Consider the following 19,866-nt stretch of genomic DNA (forward strand, 5'->3'; position numbering starts at 1 on the left):
GATTTATCCTTCCCTGTCAAAGGATGTTCCTATGCTTCGCCAACCGCTTCTGGCCCGTGCGGCCGTTCTGCTTGCGCTCGTTTCGCCGCTTGCCGCTGCCGATACGCTTGTGTTTACCGCCATTCCCGACGAGGACGAAACCCGTCTTCAAGAACGCTTTCAGGCGGTGGCCGACTACCTCGCCGACGAGCTCGCGGTCGACGTGCGCTTCATTCCCGTAACCTCCTACGCCGCCTCCGTGACCGCGTTTCGCAACAACCAGGTCCAGCTGGCCTGGTTCGGCGGCTTGACCGGCGTTCAGGCGCGCGAGTTGGTGCCCGGCTCCCAGGCGATTGCCCAGGGTGTCGAGGACCCGGAGTACAAGAGCTACTTTATCGCCAACCAGGCCACCGGCATCGCGCCGGTCGAGTCCGACACCGCGCCCGAGGCGCTCAAGGGGCTCACCTTTACCTTCGGCTCGCAAAGCTCCACCTCCGGGCGGCTGATGCCGGAGTACTTTCTGACCCGTGACCTGGGCGCCTCGCCGAACGAGCTGTTCGAGCGCGTGGGCTACAGCGGCAACCATAGCCGCACGGTGTCGCTGGTGCAGTCCGGTGCCTATCAGGCGGGCGTTCTGAGCTACACCGCCTGGGAGAACGAGGTCGATCAGGGCAACGTCGACCCCGAGCAGGTGCAGATCGTCTGGGAATCGCCGACCTATCCGGACTATCACTGGACCGTGCGTGGCGACGTGGATGAGCGCTTCGGCGAAGGCTTCACCGAGCGGTTGCAGCAGGCGCTGCTCGACATGGACGACCCGGCGCTGCTGGCGAGCTTCCCGCGCTCGGGCTTCATTCCGGCCACCAATGAGGATTTCCAGCCCATTCACGACGTCGCCGTATCGCTGGACCTGCTGTAAGGGTGAGCGATTTCGTTCTCAAGGACGCCGAGGCGCACTATGGCGCCACGCGGGTGCTCGGGCCGCTGTCGATTCGAATCGCTGCCGGTGAGCGGGTCGCGCTCATCGGCAAGAGCGGGGCGGGCAAGTCGACGCTGCTTTCGCTGATGTTCGACCGCTGGCAGGCGCAGAACGTGGCGCTGATGCCCCAGGCGCTGGGGCTGGTTGATACGCTCTCGGTGTTTCACAACGTCTACATGGGGCGGCTTGATCGCCACCCGTGGTGGCGCAATCTGGTCACGCTGGCAAGGCCGTGGCGGCGCGATATCGACGAGATTGTGGCGCTGCTTGACGAGGTGGGCATCGGTGAGAAACGCTGGGCGCCCTGCGGCGAGCTTTCCGGCGGCCAGCGCCAGCGCGTGGCGGCGGCCCGGGTGCTCTACCAGCAGGGCGACCTGCTGCTGGCCGATGAGCCGGTCTCGGCGCTCGATGGCCCCCAGGCGAGCCACGTGATGGCCAAGCTCACCCAGGGCTACCCGCGCTCGGTGCTGGCGATGCACGACCTGGAGTTGGCGCTGGCGTTCTGCACCCGTATCGTCGGGCTCAAGGAGGGCGCGATCGTGCTCGATGCTCCGAGCGAGACGCTCTCAAGCGCGGCCCTTCAGGATCTCTACTGATGGCGCTGCGTCCCACCACCCTCGTCACGCTGGGCTTTATCGTGCTGGCGCTGGTATGCCTTGCGCTGGGTGATTTCGAGATCAGCGCCCACGACCCGTGGCGCTCTATCGGTCAACTGCTGCTGGGTCTCATCCAGCCGGATTTCAGCAGTGTCGATTCACTGAGCCAGGCGCTGTTGCGCACCGTCGCCTTCGCGTTTGTCGGCGTGGGCCTGGGTGCCGGGGCGGGCATGCTCTTGGCGCTGTGTTTTCACCGCTGGTGGGTGCGCACCTTCAGCGCCTTCATTCGCGCCATCCACGAACTCTTCTGGGCGCTGATCTTTCTGCAGAGTTTCGGCCTGCACCCGGTGACCGGGGTGCTGGCCATTGCCATTCCCTACGCCGGCATCTTCGCCAAGGTGTACGCCGAAATGCTCGACGAGACCGACCCGCTGCCCCTTGACGTGCTCCCCCGGCGCGCCGGGCGGTTCTCGAAGCTTGTCTACGCGCGCATCAGCCAGGCCTGGCCGCATCTGGTGAGCTATACGGCCTACCGGCTGGAGTGCGGGTTGCGCTCGAGTGCGGTGCTGGGTTTTGTGGGCATGCCGACCATCGGCTACCACCTGATGGCGGCCTTCGCCCAGGGCCACTATTCGACGGTGGGGGCGCTGCTGTTGGTGTTCTATCTGCTGATCGGCACGCTGCGCTGGTGGGTACGCCCACGGCTTTTGCCGGTCTATCTGCTGGTGGCGCCGTTTCTGCTTGGCACGGGGCTTCCTATCATGTGGTCGAACGTGGCGCGCTTCTTTTCTGAAGATATCGTGCCCGCGCCGCTCAGAAGGGGCGAGGGACTCGCCGCGCTCTGGGAGTGGTTTGCCCAGCTGTTCATGAACCAGGCGCTGCCCGGCATCTGGAATACGCTGCTGCTCACCCAGATTGCCCTGGTGGCCACCGGGGTGCTGGCGCTTGCGCTCTTCCCGGTGATTTCGCGCCATTTTACCGGGCGTGCAAGCGGGATGGCGGGCCATGTGATGCTGGTCGTGATGCGCTCGACACCTGAATACATGCTGGCGTTCATCCTGCTGCAGCTCTGGGGGCCGTCGATGCTGCCGGCGGTGGTGGCGCTGGCGCTGCACAACGGCGGCATTATCGCGCACCTGGTGGGCCGGCGCAGCAACGAGCTACAGCTTCGTCAGGATGCGCCGCGCGGCGTCGATCGTTACACGTATGAGATGGTGCCGCGCCTGTACGGCCCGTTTCTGGCGCTGTTGTTCTACCGCTGGGAGATCATCCTGCGCGAGACGGCGATCCTGGGGATTCTGGGCATCGCCACGCTCGGCTTCTACGTGGACAGCGCCATTCAGGAAATCCGCTTCGACCGGGCGATGGTGCTGATATTGATCACCGCGCTGATCAATATCGGCGTCGATGTGCTCGCCCGGCGGCTGCGCGGCTACCTGCGCCTGCGTCACGGCGTCAATCGCCAGCAGTGCTGAGCCTGCTTTCAAAGCGCCATATGAAGGCTATGAACTCCCGGGCCTGACGGTTAGCCAGGCCCGCACGCAGGCCAGTACGTTGTAATCGAACCGCCCTTCGAGTGCCTCGAACACCGCTTTCATGCCTTGGCCTGCGTGCTGCTCGAGCGCTGCGCGGATTTGCTTGAGCGTGTTGTCATCCAGCGTAATCACGTCCTCGAGCGCCAGCGCGCCGCTGGCGATCACATCGGCCAGATGGCGGTAGACGGTGCTGGGGGCCAGCCCGCGGGCCTGGGCGATCTCCTCCGGTGTCAGCCCTTGGCGCAAGAGCGTGGCGGATTCCTGGGCGCTGTCGCCTACGGGGGCGCTTGCGGGCGCGCCCTTGTGCGCCGTGATGACCGCCAGAATCCCTTCGCCGTAATCCTCGAGCTTGCGCGCGCCGATGCCGGTGATGCCGCCAAGTGCGGCCAAGCTCTGCGGGCGCTGCTCGTCGAGTTCGGCAAGCGTTGCATCGTTGAAGATGACGTAGGCGGGCACGCCCTGAGCGTCGGCAAGCGTCTTGCGGTGTTCGCGCAGCGCCTCCCAGAGGGCACCGTGGCCCTGGGCGGGGGAGCCGGCCTTGCCGCGGCGGGCGGCCTTGGCCTTGACGGGTTTGCGCAGGGTGAGCGGCTGCTCGCCGCGCAGCACCGGCTTGGCGTTGGCGGTGAGGCGGATGCCGCCGTGGCCCTCCATGTCCACACTCAGGTAGCCGCTGGCGATCAGCTGGCGATACAGCGCCTTCCACTCGTTGGCGGTAAGCTCGCCACCAATGCCGAAGGTGCTGATCCGGTCGTGACCAAAGCGGGTGATGCGCTCGTTGGTTTTACCCAGCAGCACGTCCACCAGATAGGTCACGCCGAAGCGCTGCTCGGTGCGATAGACACACGACAGCGCCTTTTGCGCGGCCACGGTGGCATCCCAGGTCTGCGGCGGGGTCAGGCAGTTGTCGCAGTTGCCGCAGGGCGCGTCCAGGTGGTCGCCGAAGTAGTGCAGCAGCGCCTGGCGGCGGCAGCTGATGATCTCGCAAAGCCCCAGCATGGCGTCGAGCTTCTGCTGCTCGATGCGCTTTTGCTGGTGGGATGCCTCGGAGCCCTGCTGCATCTGACGCAGCGTGATCACATCCTGTAGCCCGTAAGCCATCCACGCATCCGCGGGCAAACCATCGCGCCCGGCGCGGCCGGTCTCCTGGTAGTAGGCTTCGATGCTCTTGGGCAGGTTCAAGTGCCCGACAAAGCGCACGTCCGGCTTGTCGATGCCCATGCCGAAGGCAATGGTGGCAACCACCACCACGCCGTCTTCACGCAGAAAGCGGGTCTGATGTTCCTGGCGCTGCTCCGGGGGCAGCCCGGCGTGATAGGGGAGCGCGTTCAGCCCCTGGCGTTCAAGCCAGGCGGCGGTGTCTTCCACCTTTTTCCGCGAGAGGCAGTAGACGATACCCGTCTCACCATCGTGGTTCTCGCGAATGAAGCGCAAAAGCGCCTCGCGGGCGTTGCCCTGATTTTCGGCGATATGGTAGCGGATGTTGGGCCGATCAAAACCGTTATTGAACAGCGCCGCGTCCTGGAGCTGCAGATGCTCGATGATATCGCCCCGGGTGGGCACATCGGCGGTGGCGGTCAGCGCAATACGCGGCACCTGAGGGAAGCGCTGATGAAGCTGGGAGAGCTGGCGGTACTCGGGGCGAAAATCGTGACCCCACTGGGAAACGCAGTGGGCTTCATCGATAGCGAACAGGGCAATAGAGGCCTGCTCCAGCAGCATCTGCATGCGCGCCGTAGCCAGGCGCTCGGGTGCCACGTAGAGAAGATCCAGGTCGCCTGAGCGCAGGCGGTTTTCCACCTCGACCGCCTCATGGTAGTCAAGGCTGGAGTTCAGGTAGGCCGCGCGCACGCCGTTCTGCTCAAGGGCGGCCACCTGATCCTGCATCAGCGCGATCAGCGGCGACACCACGATGGCGGTACCTTCGCGAATCAGCGCCGGGATCTGGTAGCACAGCGACTTGCCGCCGCCGGTGGGCATCAGCACCAGGGCATCGCCCCCGGCAATTACATGCTCGATGATCTGCTGCTGCGGGCCGCGAAACTGATCGAAGCCAAAGATCTCCTGCAGTACCTTCAACGCCGCCGGGTTGGGTTCGCCGTGCATCAATGCTCTCCTTGTTGCCAGGCTGGAGATTGTCGCACGAAAAACCGGGCGAGCGCCCGCCTAGCGAATGCCCGCGCGCAAGAACGACTGCACGAACTGGCGCTGAAACAGCAAGAACGCCACCAGCAGCGGGGCGATGCTCAAAAGCGTGGCCGCGCTGATGGTAGCCCAGTTGACGCCGGTTTCCGGAGCGGAAAATATCCCGAGCCCCACCGTGAGCGGGCGGCTTTCCACCGAGTTGGTGACCACCAGCGGCCACAGGAAGTTGTTCCAGTGGTGGCTGATCGATACCAGCCCATAAGCCAGGTACGTGGGCTTGGCCAGGGGCACGTACACCTTCCACAGAATCGCAAGCCAGCTGCAGCCCTCGATGCGTGCGGCGTCTTCAAGCTCCTGGGGAATGGTCTTGAAGGTCTGGCGCAGCAGAAAGATCCCGAAGGCGCTGGCCACGTAAGGCAAGCCCACGCCGGTCAGCGTATTGATCAAGCCGAGTTCGCTGACCATGCGGTAGTTTTCGACGATCAGCACTTCGGGGAAAATGAACAGCTGAATCAGTACCAGCATGAACAGCACGTTCTTGCCCGGCAGCGGAAAGCGCGCAAAGGCGAACGCCGCCAGCGTGCACACCACGAACTGGCCGACTACCACGCCCGTGACCAATGCAAAGGTGTTGAAGTAGTAGCGCGCAAACGGTGCCTGGGCCCAGGCGTTGGCGAAATTATCCAGGGTCAGTGGCGCCAGCAGATCGAAACGCACCATGTACTCGCTGGGGTGAAACGCCGCCCAGAACGCGTAGAGCAGCGGAAATATCCAGATCAGCGCCAAAAGCCAGGCGGCGATCGTTTCAAGCGACCGCCACGCGTGAACGCGACGAGCGGTGCTGGGCGAGAAGGCGGTGAGTGAGCTCATTGATAGTGGGTCCGGCGGTCGAGCAGGGTGAACTTCAGCGTGGCGATGATGGCGAGTGTCAGCAGGATGACCACGGTGATCGTGGCCGCCGTTGTGCGATCAAAAAACGCAAAGGAGTTCTCGTACACGTAGTAGAGCAGCAGATTGGTGGCGTTGTTCGGCCCGCCCTTGGTGAGAATGAACAGGTGATCCACCACGCGCACGGCGTTGATCAGCGCGTTGATGAGCACGAACAGCGTGGTGGGCATCAGAAGTGGAAACGTCACCCGCCAGAAGAAGCTCCAGCGGCTGGTGCCTTCCAGGTCGGACGCCTCCTTGAGCTCCGGGGGCATGCCTTGCAGGGCGGCAAGATAGAAGATCATGAAAAAGCCTGCCTCTTTCCACACCGACATGGCCATCACCGAACCAAGCGCCACGGCGGGATCACCCAGCCAGTTCACCCCGGAAAAGCCGAGCGCCCCTAAAAGCTTGTTGAACAGGCCGATCTGCGGGGCGTAGAAGAACATCCAGATATTGGCCGCCGCGATCATGGGCAGGATGGTGGGCGTGAAATAGGCCATGCGCACCAGGCCCCGCCCCGGGAGCCGGGCGTTGACGAACAGCGCCATGCCAAGTGCCAGGGCAATGGAGGTGGGAATGGTGCCCAGCGCGTAGAGCAGGTTGTTGCGCGCCACTTTCCAGAACGTGGGATCAATGAACAGCACCTGATAGTTCTCGAGCCCCACGAACTCGGCGGGCGCACCGCGAAAGCCGGGCAGAAACAGGCTGCTGATCAGCGTGGTGACCGTGGGAATGTAGGCAAACGTGGTCAGCAGCAGGGCGGCGGGCAGCAATAAGAGGGCGCCGTAGAGCTGAAGCTTGTGGTGAGCGGAAAGCATCATGAGTCAACCGCAGGTTAAGACGCGCTTAGTCAAAACGCGCTGAAGCATGTTGGGGTGGGCGGGCTTGAGCAACTCTACGCGGGGGCGCTGTGAATCCATCCCTGGACGCTACTTTCGCCATCCCTGGCGAAAGACCCCCGCTACGAATTACTCAAGACCGCGTTCAAGAATGGCCTTTCAGATGACGGCCTGGTGATATCTAACGCGCGTAGCGGCGCAGTACGCCTTCGGCTTCGCGCTGGGCCTGGCTCAGGGCATCAAGAGGCGTCATCTGGCCGGTGAGGGCGGCCTGCACGGCGTTATCCAGCGCGCGGCGCACCCGGCCACCCTGGTAGGTGGAAAGCTCGGCGGTGCCGTGTTCGAGCTGGTCGCGGGCAACGGCGGCGGGCGGGAAGGTGTCCACGTAGTCGCGCAGGGCGTCGGTGTCGTAAGCGGCGGGGCTTACGCCCATGTAGCCGGTTTCGATCGACCAGTCCGCCGCGCGCTCCGGAGCCGTCATCCAGCGGATGAAGGTCATGGCGGCGCGCTGCTCCTCTTCACTTGAGCCTTCGAACAGGTAGAAGTTGCCGCCGCCGGTGGGGCTGCCGCGCTGGGTGTTCATGGGCAGCATGGCCACGCCGAAATCGAAATCGGCATCACTGCGTACTGCGGTCAGGTTGCCGGTGGTATGCCACATCATCGCCGTGGACTGCTCAAGGAAGTTCTGGCGCAGGGTACCCCACTCGATCACACCACTGGGCATGGCGTCATGTTCTTCGGCAAGCGACACCCAGTACTCCAGCGCCTCGACCGCCGCCGGGTCGTCGAAATAGACCTCGGTGCCGTCCTCGCTCATCAGGCGGTGGCCGTTCTGGAAGGCGAAGGCCTGGAACATCCAGTAGGCATAGCCGGTGGAGGGCACCATGACGCCCCACTGCTCATCACCACTCGCCTCGCGAATGGCGGCAGCCATCTCGGCCATTTCCTGCCAGTTTTCCGGCGGCGTTTCCGGGTCAAGCCCCGCGGCTTCAAAGGCGTCCTTGTTCCAGTAGAGCACGATGGTCGAGCGCTGGAAGGGAATGCCGTAGGTCTTGCCATCGAGCTGACCGTTCTCCATCAGGCCGGGGTAGAAGCTGTCGAGCCACGCGCGCTCTTCGTCGGTCTGCACCACGTCATCGAAGGCGACGATGGCGTTCTGCTCGATCAGCTCGTACAGGTCGATGGAGAACAGCACTGAAAGCTGCGGCGCGTCGCCGGCTTCCAGGGCCGACATGGCGCGCACGCGGGTGTCGTCGTAGTTGCCGGCGTAGATGGCTTCCACGTCGATCTCCGGATGCGCCTGCTCGAACTCGCTGACCAGGTTGTCGATCACATCGGTGAGGGCGCCGCCCACGGAGACCGGATAGTACATGGTGAGCTGAGTGGCAAAGGCCTGGCCTGCGCTCAACAGGCCCGCGGCAAGTGCCGAGAGGGCAAACGGAAGGCGACGCTGCATGGGATGGCTCCTGGGTAACGTTGTGGGGCGTAGCGTTGTGAAAAGAGGCGTCAGATGGCAAACGAGCCGACGTTGGGCAGGCGTGGCACGACCCGCGCATCGGCGTCATCGGGTACGTCCGGCATCAGGTTGCACGGTGCAAGGTCGTCGCGGCGCTTGCCGTCACTGCCGAAAAGATGCGCCGCCTGAGCCCGCCAGGCCAGCGTGCACGCCGTGTTCGGGGCCATGGACTGGCGACCGGCCAGGCGGGCCTTGACGCTGTGGCGACCCACGGCCAGATGGATGATGGTGTCGGCGCCCAGGTACTCGTCACTTATGACCGTGGCGGGTACGCCGGGCTCGCCTGCACCGCGCAGCTCGATATCTTCCGGGCGAACGCCGAGCTGGCCGGTGGCAGCCGCAAGCGGCGCTACCGGCGTTTCCGGCACGCCTTCGATGACGGCGGCCTCAAGGCCCTCGGTCAGGGGCAGCAGGTTCATGGCCGGGCTGCCGATAAAGCTTGCCGCAAAGGTGGTCGCGGGCTGGTTGTAAAGCTCGCCCGGAGGGGCGTCCTGAACGATCTCCCCGTGCTGCATAAGAATCACGCGATCTCCCATGCTCATGGCCTCCACTTGGTCGTGTGTCACGTAAATCACCGTCATGCCCAGGCGCGCCTGCAGCGCCTTGATATCCCGGCGCATGTCGGCTCTAAGCCGTGCATCCAGGTTGGAAAGCGGCTCGTCCATCAAACAGATGGGGTGTTCTGAAATCACCGCCCGGGCGAGTGCCACGCGCTGGCGCTGGCCGCCGGAAAGCTTCGCGGGCTTGCGGTCCAGGTAGGCCGTGAGATCGACCATCTCGGCGACCTTGGCCAGGCGCTCGCGCTGCTCGGCCTTGGGCACCTTGCGGCTGCGCAGGCCAAACACGATGTTGTCCGCCACGCTCAGGTGCGGAAACAGCGCGTAGGATTGAAACACCATGGAGAGCCCGCGGGCGCCGGGCGGCTGGTGGGTAACGTCTTGCCCCTGGATATGGATCTCGCCGCCGCTGACCGCTTCAAGGCCGGCCAGCATGCGCAGCGTGGTCGATTTTCCGCAGCCGGAAGGCCCCAGCAGGATGACAAACTGCCCCGGGGCGATGCTGAAATCGAGCGAACGGACCGCGGTCGTGCTGCCCCAACACTTGCTGACCTGGCTAAAACGGATAAGTGGCGCGGCATCGAGCATGGTGGGTCACAGTTAGAGGGCGTGGACTCTACCGTGCGACTTTTTCGTGTCAGACGTGTGTCGGGAAGATGACGTTATGAAGACAGCTTCACAAGCGCCGGGCCGGCGGGGCGAGCCCATGGCGCTGGAGCCTTCGCACCACGCTTGACTGGCTGATGCCCAGGCGCCGGGCGATGGCGTAGGTGCTGGGCAGGGTTTTGCACAGCGCGGCCAGGGTGTCACGCTCCAGGCGCGCCAGATACGCCTGCAGGGTTTCGTCGCTACCGAGGGAGGGTGGCTCCAGGGTGGGGCGGGCGCTAGCGCCCGACGGCTCCGCACTGTTGGGGGCTGGCGAGGCCAGCGGCGCTTCGATCTGATCGGTGGGGCTCGATAGCCAGGCGCGCTCCAGCCAGTTTTCCAGCTCGCGGATGTTGCCCGGCCACTCGCTGCCCATCAGGATCGACCACACCGGGTTGCTCAGGATCTTCTGGCGGCCGTAGCGCTGGTTGAGCCGCCTGAGGCAGGCGTTGGCCAGCTCCGGGATATCCTCGCGGCGGTCGCGCAGCGCCGGCAACGTCACGGGAATCACGTTGAGGCGGTAGTAGAGATCCAGCCGGAACAGCCCGGCTTCCACCTGCTGGCCAAGGTTCTGGTTGGTGGCCACTACCAGGCGAAAATCGACCCGGCGGGGGCGGGTATCGCCCAAACGCGTCAGGCTGCCGTCCTGAATCACCTTCAAGAGCTTGGTCTGCATCAAAAGCGGAAGCTCGCCGATCTCGTCCAGAAACAGCGTGCCGCCTTCGGCCTGCTCGAGCACGCCCGCCTTGCCCTGGCGGGCGGCGCCGCTGAACGCCCCGGGCTGGTAGCCGAACATCTCGGATTCGAACAGGTTGTCCGGAATCGCCGCGCAGTTGACCTCGATGAACGGCCCCGCGCGGCGCTGGCTCCAGCGGTGCAGCTGCTTGGCGAAGGCGGTCTTGCCCACGCCGGACTCCCCCAGCATCAGCACGTTGGCATCCGACGGCGCCACGCGCTTGAGCAGCAGGGCGATTTCACGCATCACGTGGCTTCGGGCCTGAAGCGTGCCCTGCACATCACCTGGCCCACCGCCCAGCGCATCATCCAGCGCCTGCTCCTCAAGATCCGGGGCGGCCTGGCTGCGCTTCAGGTGGTCGCTGAAGCGTTTCTGCAGCAGGGCGTACTCGTCCTGAAGAAGCTGAAGGTCGGTCAGATCCCGCGAGCGGCTAATGATGCGCTCGAGCCTGCCATCGACGAACACCGGGTAGGCTTCCGCGATCACGCGCCGCCCCGTGCCGGTGATCTGCATCAACTGGGCGGGGCGGCGTGTGCGCATCACTTCCAGGCTGATGGAGGGCTTGAGTACGCCGGCGCTTTCCAGCTGCTGCACGCTGCTCGATAAAAGCTCTTCGCGGGCGACGCCGTACACCGCCTCGGCGCCGGGGCTGATGTCCACGATGCGCCCGTCGCCATTGACGATAAAGAAATGGTCGTTGGCGGTTTCGATAATGGTTTGCAGCACGCGGCGGTCTATTTCGCTCATTCCATCTCTCGTATTCGGGGCCAATCCAATGATGCAGGGATGAATCGATGATGCAGGTATGCATCGAGTGTAGCGCTTTTCGAGTCATTCTTGCATCGCTGCATGGCGACACGCGCGCTTTATCGCGGTTTATCGAGTTGGCACGCTCTATGCAACGTCTTCTACAAAGCGCTTGCGCTTGCCACAACAAGACCCAGGAGAGAGTGATGTCCGAGTTCAACCAGCCGCTGGGCGGCAATACCATGCCGCGCTTTGCCGGCCCCGCCACCATGATGCGCCTGCCCGCCCGCGTTAGCGCTGAAGGCCTGGATGCCGCCTTCATCGGCATTCCGATGGATATCGGCACTTCCAACCGCCCTGGCACGCGGCTCGGCCCGCGCCAGATTCGTGACGAGTCGCGCATGCTGCGCCCCTACAACATGGCGACCCGCGCCGCGCCTTTCGAAAGCCTTCAGGTGGCAGATATCGGTGACGTGCCGATCAACACCTTCCACCTGCCCAAAAGCATCGACATCATCACCGCGTTTTTCGACGACGTGCTCAAGCACGACTGCATCCCGCTGACGCTTGGCGGCGATCACACCATGACGCTGCCGATTCTTCGCGCCATGGCGAAAAAGCATGGCCCGGTGGGCTTGATTCACATCGACGCCCACGCGGATGTCAACGAGCACATGTTCGGAGAGGAGATCGCCCACGGCACCACTTTCCGCCGCGCTCAGGAAGAGGGGCTGCTGGCCAGGGAAAAGGTGGTGCAGATTGGCCTGCGTGGCACCGGCTACGCCGCCGCGGATTTCGACTGGTGCCGCGACCAGGGCTTTCGCGTCGTTCAGGCCGAAGCGTGCTGGTACCAGTCGCTTGCGCCGCTGATGCAGGAGGTGCGCGAACAGATGGGCGATACGCCGGTGTATATCAGCTTCGATATCGACGGGCTCGACCCGTCCGTGGCACCGGGCACCGGTACGGTGGAGATGGGCGGGCTGACCTCCCATCAAGGCCTCGAGATCGTGCGCGGCGCGGCGGGGCTGAATATCGTCGGCGGCGACCTGGTCGAAGTGTCGCCACCCTATGACGTCAGCGGCAACACGGCGCTGATGGGCGCGACCCTGTTGTACGAGATGCTCTGCGTGCTGCCCGGCGTCAAGCGCGGCGATTGAGGCCTCGCGTTATCGACCTACAAGAGCGCCAGCCTTGCAAGGCGCCAGCAAGCATATAAAGGGAAGGCCGAGCCTTCCCTTCAGGACGCCGCCAGACCACCTCCAATAATCACTTCCAACAGGTGAATCGCATGTCTTACTCCCCAGCAGAGCCGAAAGAACCCACCGCGTCGGCTTCCATCCCCCGGGCGCATCTGCTCAAGTTTCTGATCCCCTCCATTCTGGGCGTGCTGCTGTTTCTGGTGCCCTTTCAGGTGGGGGAGTCGGTCAATATCGGCATGGGCCTGATGGCCGATGGCCTTCAGGCGCTGCTCGGCGAGGCGCTGCCGGCCATCGCCATGGCCGTGCTGTGCATTTCGGTGATCACCACCTTGTACGTCAAAGCGGCCAACCCGTCGTGGGCGCAGGCCGGCCACTTCAAGGACATGTTCAAGGTCGGACCCATCTGGGTGGCCATGCGCATCCTGGGGGCGATGTTCGTGATCATGACGTTCTTCCAGGTGGGGCCTGAGTTCGTTACTGCCTCCTTTACCGGCGGCGTGATGCTCAATGACCTGGCGCCGGTGCTGCTGACGTTCTTCTTCTTTGCCGCACTATTGCTGCCGTTTCTGGTCGAGTTCGGCTTCATGGAATTCATCGGCACCCTGGTGCGCAAACCGTTTCGGGTGATCTTCAACCTGCCCGGGCGCAGCGCCATCGATGCCACTGCCTCCTGGATGGGCTCGGGCACCGTGGGCGTGCTGATCACGGCCCAGCAGTACGAGCAGGGTTATTACAACGGGCGCGAGGCCTCGGTGATCGCGACCAACTTCTCGGTCGCCTCGATTGCCTTCAGCCTGCTGGTGACCAACTTCGTGGGCATCAACCATCTTTTCGTACCGTTCTACTTTACTGTGGTGGTCTCGGGGCTGGTGGCGGCGGTGATCGTGTCGCGCATTCCGCCGCTGTCGCTCAAGTCCAACGACTATCATGAACCGGTGGGCTGCCAGATCAGCGAAGAGCGTACCGAGAACGTGGGCCTGTTGCGCTATAGCCTGCTGCAGGCCACCCGCCGCGCCGCCAGCGCCCCGGGGCCTAAAGAGCTTGCACGCCTGGCGCTGATCAACGTCATCGACATCTTTCTGACGCTGCTGCCTCTGGTATTTGCCATCGGCACCGTGGCGCTGATTCTGGCCGAGTTCACGCCGATCTTTACCTGGCTTTCCTACCCCATGGTGCCGGTGCTGGAACTGCTGCGGATTCCGGAAGCCCAGGCGGCAGCACCCGCCACGCTGGTGGGGTTTGCCGACATGTTCCTGCCCGCGGTGCTGGCCACCAACATCGAAAGCGAGCTGACCCGCTTCGTGATTGCGTGTCTTTCCATGACGCAGCTGGTGTACATGTCGGAAATCGGCGCGCTGCTGCTGAAATCCAGGATTCCCATCAAGTTCTGGGAGCTGGTGGCGGTCTTTCTGCTGCGCACCGCGATCACGCTGCCGATCATCGCCTTCATGGCCCATACGTTTTTCTTCTAGGGAGGCTCTATGAAGGACCAATCGACGTTGACCTGCGCCGAACTTCTGATTCGCCTGCTGCGCGATACCTACGGTGTAGACACACTCTTCGGCATCCCCGGCGTGCATACGGTGGAGCTGTACCGCGGCCTTGAAGACAGCGGCGTGGTACACGTAACCCCGCGCCACGAGCAGGGCGCAGGGTTCATGGCCGATGGCTACGCCCGGGCCAGTGGCAAGCCCGGGGTGTGCTTGATAATCACCGGCCCCGGCATGACCAACATCGCCACCGCCATGGGCCAGGCCCTGGCAGATTCGATCCCTATGCTGGTGATCTCGAGCGTAAACCGCCGCGATACCCTGGGAATGAAACAGGGCCGGCTCCACGAGCTGCCGAGCCAGCAGCAGATGATCAGCGGCGTGGCGCGCTTCAGCCACACGCTGCTCGATGCCGACACCCTGCCTGCGGTGCTGGCCCGCGCTTTTGCCGTCTTTGGCGGCACCCGCCCAGGCCCCGTCCATATAGAGATCCCCATCGACCTGTTCAACGCCCCGGTCACGGTGCCGAGCGGCTGGCAGGCGCCCACGCTTTACCGCGCCGCCCCCGACCCCCAGGGGCTTATTGAAGCGGCGCGCCTGCTACAGGCAGCGAAGCGACCACTTCTGCTGCTGGGTGGCGGCTGCGTTTCGGCGCCCCAGGCGGCGCGCGCGCTGGTCGAGCGGCTCGATGCCCCGGCGGTCACCACCATCAACGCCAAGGGCCTGCTGGGCCGCGACCACCCGCTGGACCTGGGCGCCAACGCGGCACTTCCTGCCGTGCGCACGCTTGCCGCCGAAGCGGACGTGATTCTGGCGATTGGCACCGAGCTTGGCGAAACCGATTACGACGTGGTGTTCGACGACGGCTTTCACCTGAGCGGCACCCTGATTCGCATCGATATTGATCCCGAACAGCTGGTGCGCAACCAGGCCACCACGCTGGGTCTGGTGGGCGATGCCGGGCGCAGCCTGGCGCTGCTTCTGGCGCATTTTCCCGAGCCGTTGAAGCGTGATGGCGCGGGGCGGACAAGAGCCGCCCTTGACGCGCTGGATCTCGCCAATGACCCGGCCTTCAGCCCCTTCGTGGCGCTTTATAAAACGCTTGCCGACGTCCTGCCCGAGGCGATTCTGGTAGGCGACTCCACCGCGCCGGTCTACGCCGGCAATCATCTGGTCAGCCAGCCCGCGCCGCGGCGCTACTTCAACGCCTCGACCGGCTTCGGCACCCTGGGGTTCGGGCTACCCGCCGCCCTTGGCGCACAGCTTGCCCGGCCTGATCTGCCGGTAGTGGCGCTGGTGGGCGACGGCGGGGTGATGTTCACGCTTTCAGAACTGGCCACGGCGGTCGAGGCGCGCCTGCCGGTGGTCATCGTGCTGTGGCACAACGCGGGCTATGAGGAGATTCGCCGCTATATGGATGCAAGCGGCGTGGCCCGGCTCGGTGTGGATATTCAGGCGCCGGATTTTTTGTTGCTGGCCGATGGCTTTGGCTGCCCCGGCGTCCGGGTCGATAGCCCTGGGACGCTTGCCACGGCGCTGACCCGGCGCGACCCCGCCGCCCCCTTGCTTGTCGAAATCGATGCTGGCGCCTGGCAAGCAGTCTGCGCCACTGAAGCCTCTGAAAAAGGATCGTCATGAAAACGCTCGATCAGCAGTTCATCAACAACCAGTGGGTGGCCTCCCGGGGCCGCCGCCTGCTCGACGTCGTCAACCCGTACCGCGAAGAGGTGATTGCCCGGGTCACGGCGGGCGCCGCTTGTGATGTCGATGCGGCGGTTGACGCTGCACGAAAGGCCCAGCCCGCCTGGCAGGCGCTGGGCGGTGCCGCGCGGGCGGATTATCTCGACGGCTTTGCCGAAGCGCTGACCGCCCGGCGCGAGGCGCTCATCACGCTCAGCGCCACCAACAACGGCAAACCGCGGGTGGAAGCCGGGATCGACCTGGACGATGCGATTGCCTGCTACCGCTACTACGCCAGAGAGGCTCGCACGCTGGACGAGCGCCAGGGCGAGCGGGTGGCGGTCGAGATGGAGGGCGTCGAGGCGCGCATCTACCACGACCCGGCCGGGGTGGTCGGCCTGATCACGCCGTGGAATTTTCCGCTGGTGACCAGCGCCTGGAAGCTGGCGCCTGCGCTGGCCGCCGGGTGTACGGTCATCCTGAAACCTTCTGAAGTGGTGCCGCTACCGGAACAGGCGCTGGCGGATATCGCGCTGGAGATCGAGCTGCCTGCGGGTGTGTTGAACCTGCTCAACGGCGACGGTGAAGGCATCGGCGCGCCGCTTGCAAGCCACCCCGGCGTGGACAAGATCTCCTTTACCGGCAGTAACCGGGTGGGCGAGGCGGTGATGCAGGCGGCGTCGAGGCGCACCGCCGGGGTTTCGCTGGAGCTCGGCGGCAAGTCGCCGATCCTGGTGATGGAGGACGCCGACCCCTTACATGCCGCCGATTGGGTCATGGCAGGTATCTACTTCAACGCCGGCCAGATCTGCTCGGCGACCTCACGCCTGCTGGTACATGAACGCGTGGCCGAGGCGCTCTATGTCGAGCTTGCCAAGCGTATGGATGCGCTGACGCTGGGCGACCCGCTCGAGGAAGGCACTGACCTTGGCCCGCTCACCAGCGCCAAGCAATATGCGGCGGTCAACGGCTATCTGAAAGTGGCCGAACAGGAAGGGCTAACGGTAGTGCGCGATCAAACCCATTATGCGCTGCCGACGCAGGGCTATTTCGCCGCCCCTACGCTCTACCGCGATGTGCCGGTAGAAAGCCGCCTGTGGCGCGAGGAGATCTTCGGACCCGTGCTCTGCGCGCGCAGCGTGGCAAGTGAAGAAGAGGCGATCGAGCTTGCCAACGACAGCGACTTTGGCCTCGCCGCCACGGTGGTAAGCGGCGATGCTGAGCGCGCAAAACGCATCGGCCGGGCGCTCAAGGCCGGCAGCATCTGGTACAACACCGAGCAGCTGGTGCTGCCCGAAACCGCCTGGGGCGGCTTCAAGCGCAGCGGCATCGGCCGCGAGCTGGGACCCTGGGGGCTGAGTGCTTATCTGGAGGTGAAGCACGTGGTGGGGCCGCGATAAACGGAGCTGAGCTAGGCGGGGAAGAATGTATGTCAAAAAAGGGCTGTAAAGCCCTTTTTTGTAAGCTATAGCTTAAAGTGCTGTAAGCCATTATTGTTTCACGCACTGGAAGGGTTTTTCTACTGCCTGCGCTCGTTATGCTACTCGGTTATCACTAGTGGCTAACGATCCAGGGAGCGGCAGTATGTCAAAAGGTACGGGGACAGCGAGCACAGGACTGCACTTCACGCTCACGCTACCCGGCGTTGACGATATCGCGGTAGTCGACTTTACCCACCGCGAAGCGCTCTCCCAGCCCTTTGAGCTGGTGCTCAACCTGGCCAGCCGCGACGGCAGCCTGGAGGCCACCGAACTGCTGGACCGTGAAGCTACGCTGACCGTGTGGCAGGATGGTGAAGTGCTGCGTCAGGTGCACGGTATCGTCAGCGAGTTTGGCCGCGGCGACCGGGGCCACCGGCGCACCTTCTACTCCCTGGTGCTACGCCCCGCGCTCTGGTGGCTCTCACTGCGCCACAACTCGCGTATCTTCCAGAAAGTCGACCCGCTGACCATCATCAATACCCTGTGCGACGAACGCGGGATCACCGATGTAGCTTTTGCCGTCACTCGCGAACTGCCGGAGCGCGAGTACTGCGTGCAGTACCGCGAAACCGACCTGGCGTTTATTGAGCGCCTGGCCGCCGAAGAGGGCCTGTTCTACTTCCACGAATTTGAAGCGAGCGCCCATCGGCTGGTATTTGCCGACGACCCTCAAGTGATGGCCAATCTAGGCGAGCGCACTTACCACAGCCGCGCCGGCGGCACCGCGCCTACGCGCCATGTGCGAAAGCTCAGCCATACCGCCCGGGTGGCCGCGGCCACCGCGACCCTGAAAGACTACAGCTTCAAGAACCCGGCCTACGCCCAGCTGCACGAACACCTGGGCCGTGACGTGGAAGCCCACGGCCAGCAGACCGACTACGAGCACTTCGATTACCCCGGCCGCTACAAGCAGGACGCCTCCGGCCAGCCGTTCACCCGCATCCGCCTGGAAGAGCTGCGCCGCGACGCCATCACCGCCAACGCCGAAAGCGACCTGCCGGAACTCGCTCCCGGCGTGCGCTTCAGCTTGACCGATCACGATACCGACGGTTTCAACCGCGACTGGCAGGTGGTGGCCGTCCACCACACGGGCGAACAGCCCCAGGCGCTGGAAGAAGATGGCATGACGCACAGCGATACCAGTGGCATGACGCGCTACGTCAACCAGGTCACCCTCATGCCCGGCGACGCCCCCTGGCGGGCCACGCCCAACCCCAAGCCAAGAGTCGACGGCCCCCAGGTGGCGTTTGTGGTCGGCCCGGAAGGCGAGGAGATTCACTGCGACGAGCACGGCCGGGTGAAGGTCCAGTTCCCCTGGGACCGCTACGCCGAACCCGCAACGACAGCCACCTCAAGGTACACAACGACCGCATCAGCGAGATCGACAACGATGACCACCACACGGTGCACGGCAACCGCTACACCCAAGTGGACGGCGATGATCACCTGATCATCAGCGGCACCCGCCATGAAAAAGTCGGCCAAGCGCAGCTGGTGGAAGTCGGGCAGGAGGTTCATCAAAAAGCAGGGGTAAAAACCGTTATCGATGCCGGGGCGGAAATTACCCTCAAGGCTGGCGGCAGCTTCGTTAAGCTCGACCCCAGTGGTGTCACCATCGTCGGCCCTCAGGTGCGTATCAACTCCGGTGGCAACCCGGGTAAGGGTAGCGGGCAGGCTGTTCTGAAACCCCTTAAGCCAGTAGGTGGAGAGCACTTGCTAGGTAGCTATAACCAGGCATTCATCGCCACATGGAGCGGCACCGATATACCCGCTACCAATATGCGTTATCGCATTACCGATGCACAGGGCAGTATCGTAAAAGAGGGGCGCACGAACGAGCTGGGTGAAACTGGGGTTACCGAAAGCGACGCGCCTGGCCGCTTGCACATCGATATTCTAGGAGACTAAGCGTGTCTACGAATGACGTTCTAGGTGCTACTGACGCGGCCTACACCCCCACCGACGACACACAGCCTGTCGCCGTGAGCCTACATGTGTGTAACAAGCAGGTACCCCCTGCCAACGAGAGCTTTTTAGGTAACTGTGAATGGTATTATCGACCGCTGCACGATGAGTTCATCGAGAAAAGCGGTGTTGCAAGCTGGGAAGCCTTGAAAGCCTGGGCCACTTGGTGGAATCCCTTCAGTGATTCTGACGTCGTTCGACGCTTCCTGGCCAACCGCGATGAATTGATTGCGCCGGAAAGCGCCCATGCTCACTGGTCGCGGCACTCCAATTTCATGATGCGCCATATCGGCTGTGGACATCTGCCGCCTGACTATTACATCAGCTACGGTTATTACTATTGCTATACCTATGGTGAGCGGTTAAGGCATCGCCTTAGCACCGATGGGCAACGATGGTTAGATCAGGCTAGATTTAATCTACAGGAAAACATAGAGACGGGTCTTGAGGACAATATGGATGGCGATGAAATCAATGTAGTCTGCCGTCGTTACCCTAATCGTAGTATGCAAATGAATGTACCGCGGCATGAGCTCGAAATCGATTCCGTTACCTTCAAAACCTTTGCCTTCAATACCCATGTACCAGCCTATCTGGATGCAGGGCTTGCTGACTTACCGATTACTGATTTGATGCGAATCGGCACCCAACCCAACGCTGAAGAGTGGTTAGATGGCGAAACATGGAAGCAAGCAACTGACAGCGCTTTCGAGGTAGGTAAGGATAAACTCAAGGGTGCTGGAAATGCCATCTCAAGCGGTGCACATGCAGCGGCCGGAGCCGTGGGTGACAGCATCAGTGCTGTAGAGCAGGCGCTCTCGCGGTTAATTCAGCATCTTCGTTAGGAGTA

The 19,866-nt window shown here is 63.5% G+C and carries 14 protein-coding genes and 1 pseudogene; 9 read left to right on the forward strand and 6 right to left on the reverse strand.

Going from position 1 to position 19,866, the window contains the following annotated elements; genetic code table 11:
- The first annotated feature begins 31 nt into the window (after positions 1-31).
- From B0H98_RS11425 to B0H98_RS11435, 3 genes are read left to right on the forward strand one after another with little or no spacing between them, the layout of a single operon-like run.
- Positions 32-898: a putative selenate ABC transporter substrate-binding protein gene (locus B0H98_RS11425; RefSeq protein ID WP_106375188.1), complete on the forward strand. Its 867-nt coding sequence runs from the start codon at positions 32-34 to the stop codon at positions 896-898.
- Positions 899-900: 2 nt separating this feature from the next.
- Positions 901-1,554 (forward strand): phosphonate ABC transporter ATP-binding protein, encoded by a 654-nt coding sequence (locus tag B0H98_RS11430; protein ID WP_106375189.1) that lies wholly within the window; start codon positions 901-903, stop codon positions 1,552-1,554.
- On the forward strand, positions 1,554-3,029 hold the full coding sequence (locus B0H98_RS11435) for a PhnE/PtxC family ABC transporter permease (RefSeq protein ID WP_106375190.1): 1,476 nt from the start codon (positions 1,554-1,556) through the stop codon (positions 3,027-3,029). Before B0H98_RS11430 ends, B0H98_RS11435 begins: the two co-directional genes overlap by 1 nt.
- A 27-nt stretch (positions 3,030-3,056) precedes the next feature.
- Here the strand turns inward: B0H98_RS11435 and recQ are convergent, their stop codons facing one another.
- From recQ to B0H98_RS11465, 6 genes are all read right to left on the reverse strand, one after another.
- Positions 3,057-5,192 carry a DNA helicase RecQ gene (recQ, locus tag B0H98_RS11440; protein ID WP_106375191.1) on the reverse strand — a complete coding sequence of 712 codons (2,136 nt, stop codon included), beginning with the start codon at positions 5,190-5,192 and terminating at the stop codon, positions 3,057-3,059.
- A 60-nt stretch (positions 5,193-5,252) separates the two neighbouring features.
- Complete coding sequence (locus tag B0H98_RS11445; protein ID WP_106375192.1) at positions 5,253-6,101, reverse strand: carbohydrate ABC transporter permease; 849 nt, start codon at positions 6,099-6,101, stop codon at positions 5,253-5,255.
- On the reverse strand, positions 6,098-6,982 hold the full coding sequence (locus tag B0H98_RS11450) for a carbohydrate ABC transporter permease (RefSeq protein WP_106375193.1): 885 nt from the start codon (positions 6,980-6,982) through the stop codon (positions 6,098-6,100). Before B0H98_RS11450 ends, B0H98_RS11445 begins: the two co-directional genes overlap by 4 nt.
- 199 nt (positions 6,983-7,181) lie before the next feature.
- Positions 7,182-8,456: an ABC transporter substrate-binding protein gene (locus tag B0H98_RS11455; RefSeq protein WP_106375194.1), complete on the reverse strand. Its 1,275-nt coding sequence runs from the start codon at positions 8,454-8,456 to the stop codon at positions 7,182-7,184.
- Positions 8,457-8,506: 50 nt separating this feature from the next.
- Positions 8,507-9,661 (reverse strand): ABC transporter ATP-binding protein, encoded by a 1,155-nt coding sequence (locus tag B0H98_RS11460; protein ID WP_106375195.1) that lies wholly within the window; start codon positions 9,659-9,661, stop codon positions 8,507-8,509.
- An 88-nt stretch (positions 9,662-9,749) separates the two neighbouring features.
- On the reverse strand, positions 9,750-11,201 hold the full coding sequence (locus B0H98_RS11465; RefSeq protein ID WP_106375196.1) for a sigma-54 interaction domain-containing protein: 1,452 nt from the start codon (positions 11,199-11,201) through the stop codon (positions 9,750-9,752).
- Positions 11,202-11,407: 206 nt separating this feature from the next.
- Here B0H98_RS11465 and speB point away from each other — a divergent pair, with 206 nt between their 5' ends.
- From speB to B0H98_RS11495, 6 genes and pseudogenes are all read left to right on the forward strand, one after another.
- The gene (gene speB / locus B0H98_RS11470) at positions 11,408-12,358 is read left to right on the forward strand and encodes an agmatinase (RefSeq protein WP_106375197.1); all 951 of its coding nucleotides are present in this window, start codon (positions 11,408-11,410) and stop codon (positions 12,356-12,358) included.
- A 131-nt stretch (positions 12,359-12,489) separates the two neighbouring features.
- The gene (locus tag B0H98_RS11475; protein ID WP_106375198.1) at positions 12,490-13,872 is read left to right on the forward strand and encodes a YjiH family protein; all 1,383 of its coding nucleotides are present in this window, start codon (positions 12,490-12,492) and stop codon (positions 13,870-13,872) included.
- Between the two features lie 9 nt (positions 13,873-13,881).
- Positions 13,882-15,528 (forward strand): 5-guanidino-2-oxopentanoate decarboxylase, encoded by a 1,647-nt coding sequence (locus tag B0H98_RS11480; RefSeq protein ID WP_106375199.1) that lies wholly within the window; start codon positions 13,882-13,884, stop codon positions 15,526-15,528.
- On the forward strand, positions 15,525-16,970 hold the full coding sequence (locus tag B0H98_RS11485; RefSeq protein ID WP_106375200.1) for an aldehyde dehydrogenase family protein: 1,446 nt from the start codon (positions 15,525-15,527) through the stop codon (positions 16,968-16,970). The genes B0H98_RS11480 and B0H98_RS11485 overlap by 4 nt, the downstream gene beginning before the upstream one ends.
- Before the next feature lie 184 nt (positions 16,971-17,154).
- A pseudogene (gene tssI / locus B0H98_RS11490) lies at positions 17,155-18,749 on the forward strand (type VI secretion system tip protein TssI/VgrG); the annotation flags it as partial.
- 212 nt (positions 18,750-18,961) lie between these two features.
- Entirely contained in the window at positions 18,962-19,861 is a 900-nt protein-coding gene (locus B0H98_RS11495) for a hypothetical protein (protein ID WP_106375201.1), read from the forward strand.
- Positions 19,862-19,866: the final 5 nt, after the last annotated feature.

It is taken from the genome of Vreelandella songnenensis (assembly GCF_003002925.1).
GTDB classification, from domain to species: Bacteria; Pseudomonadota; Gammaproteobacteria; order Pseudomonadales; family Halomonadaceae; genus Vreelandella; species Vreelandella songnenensis.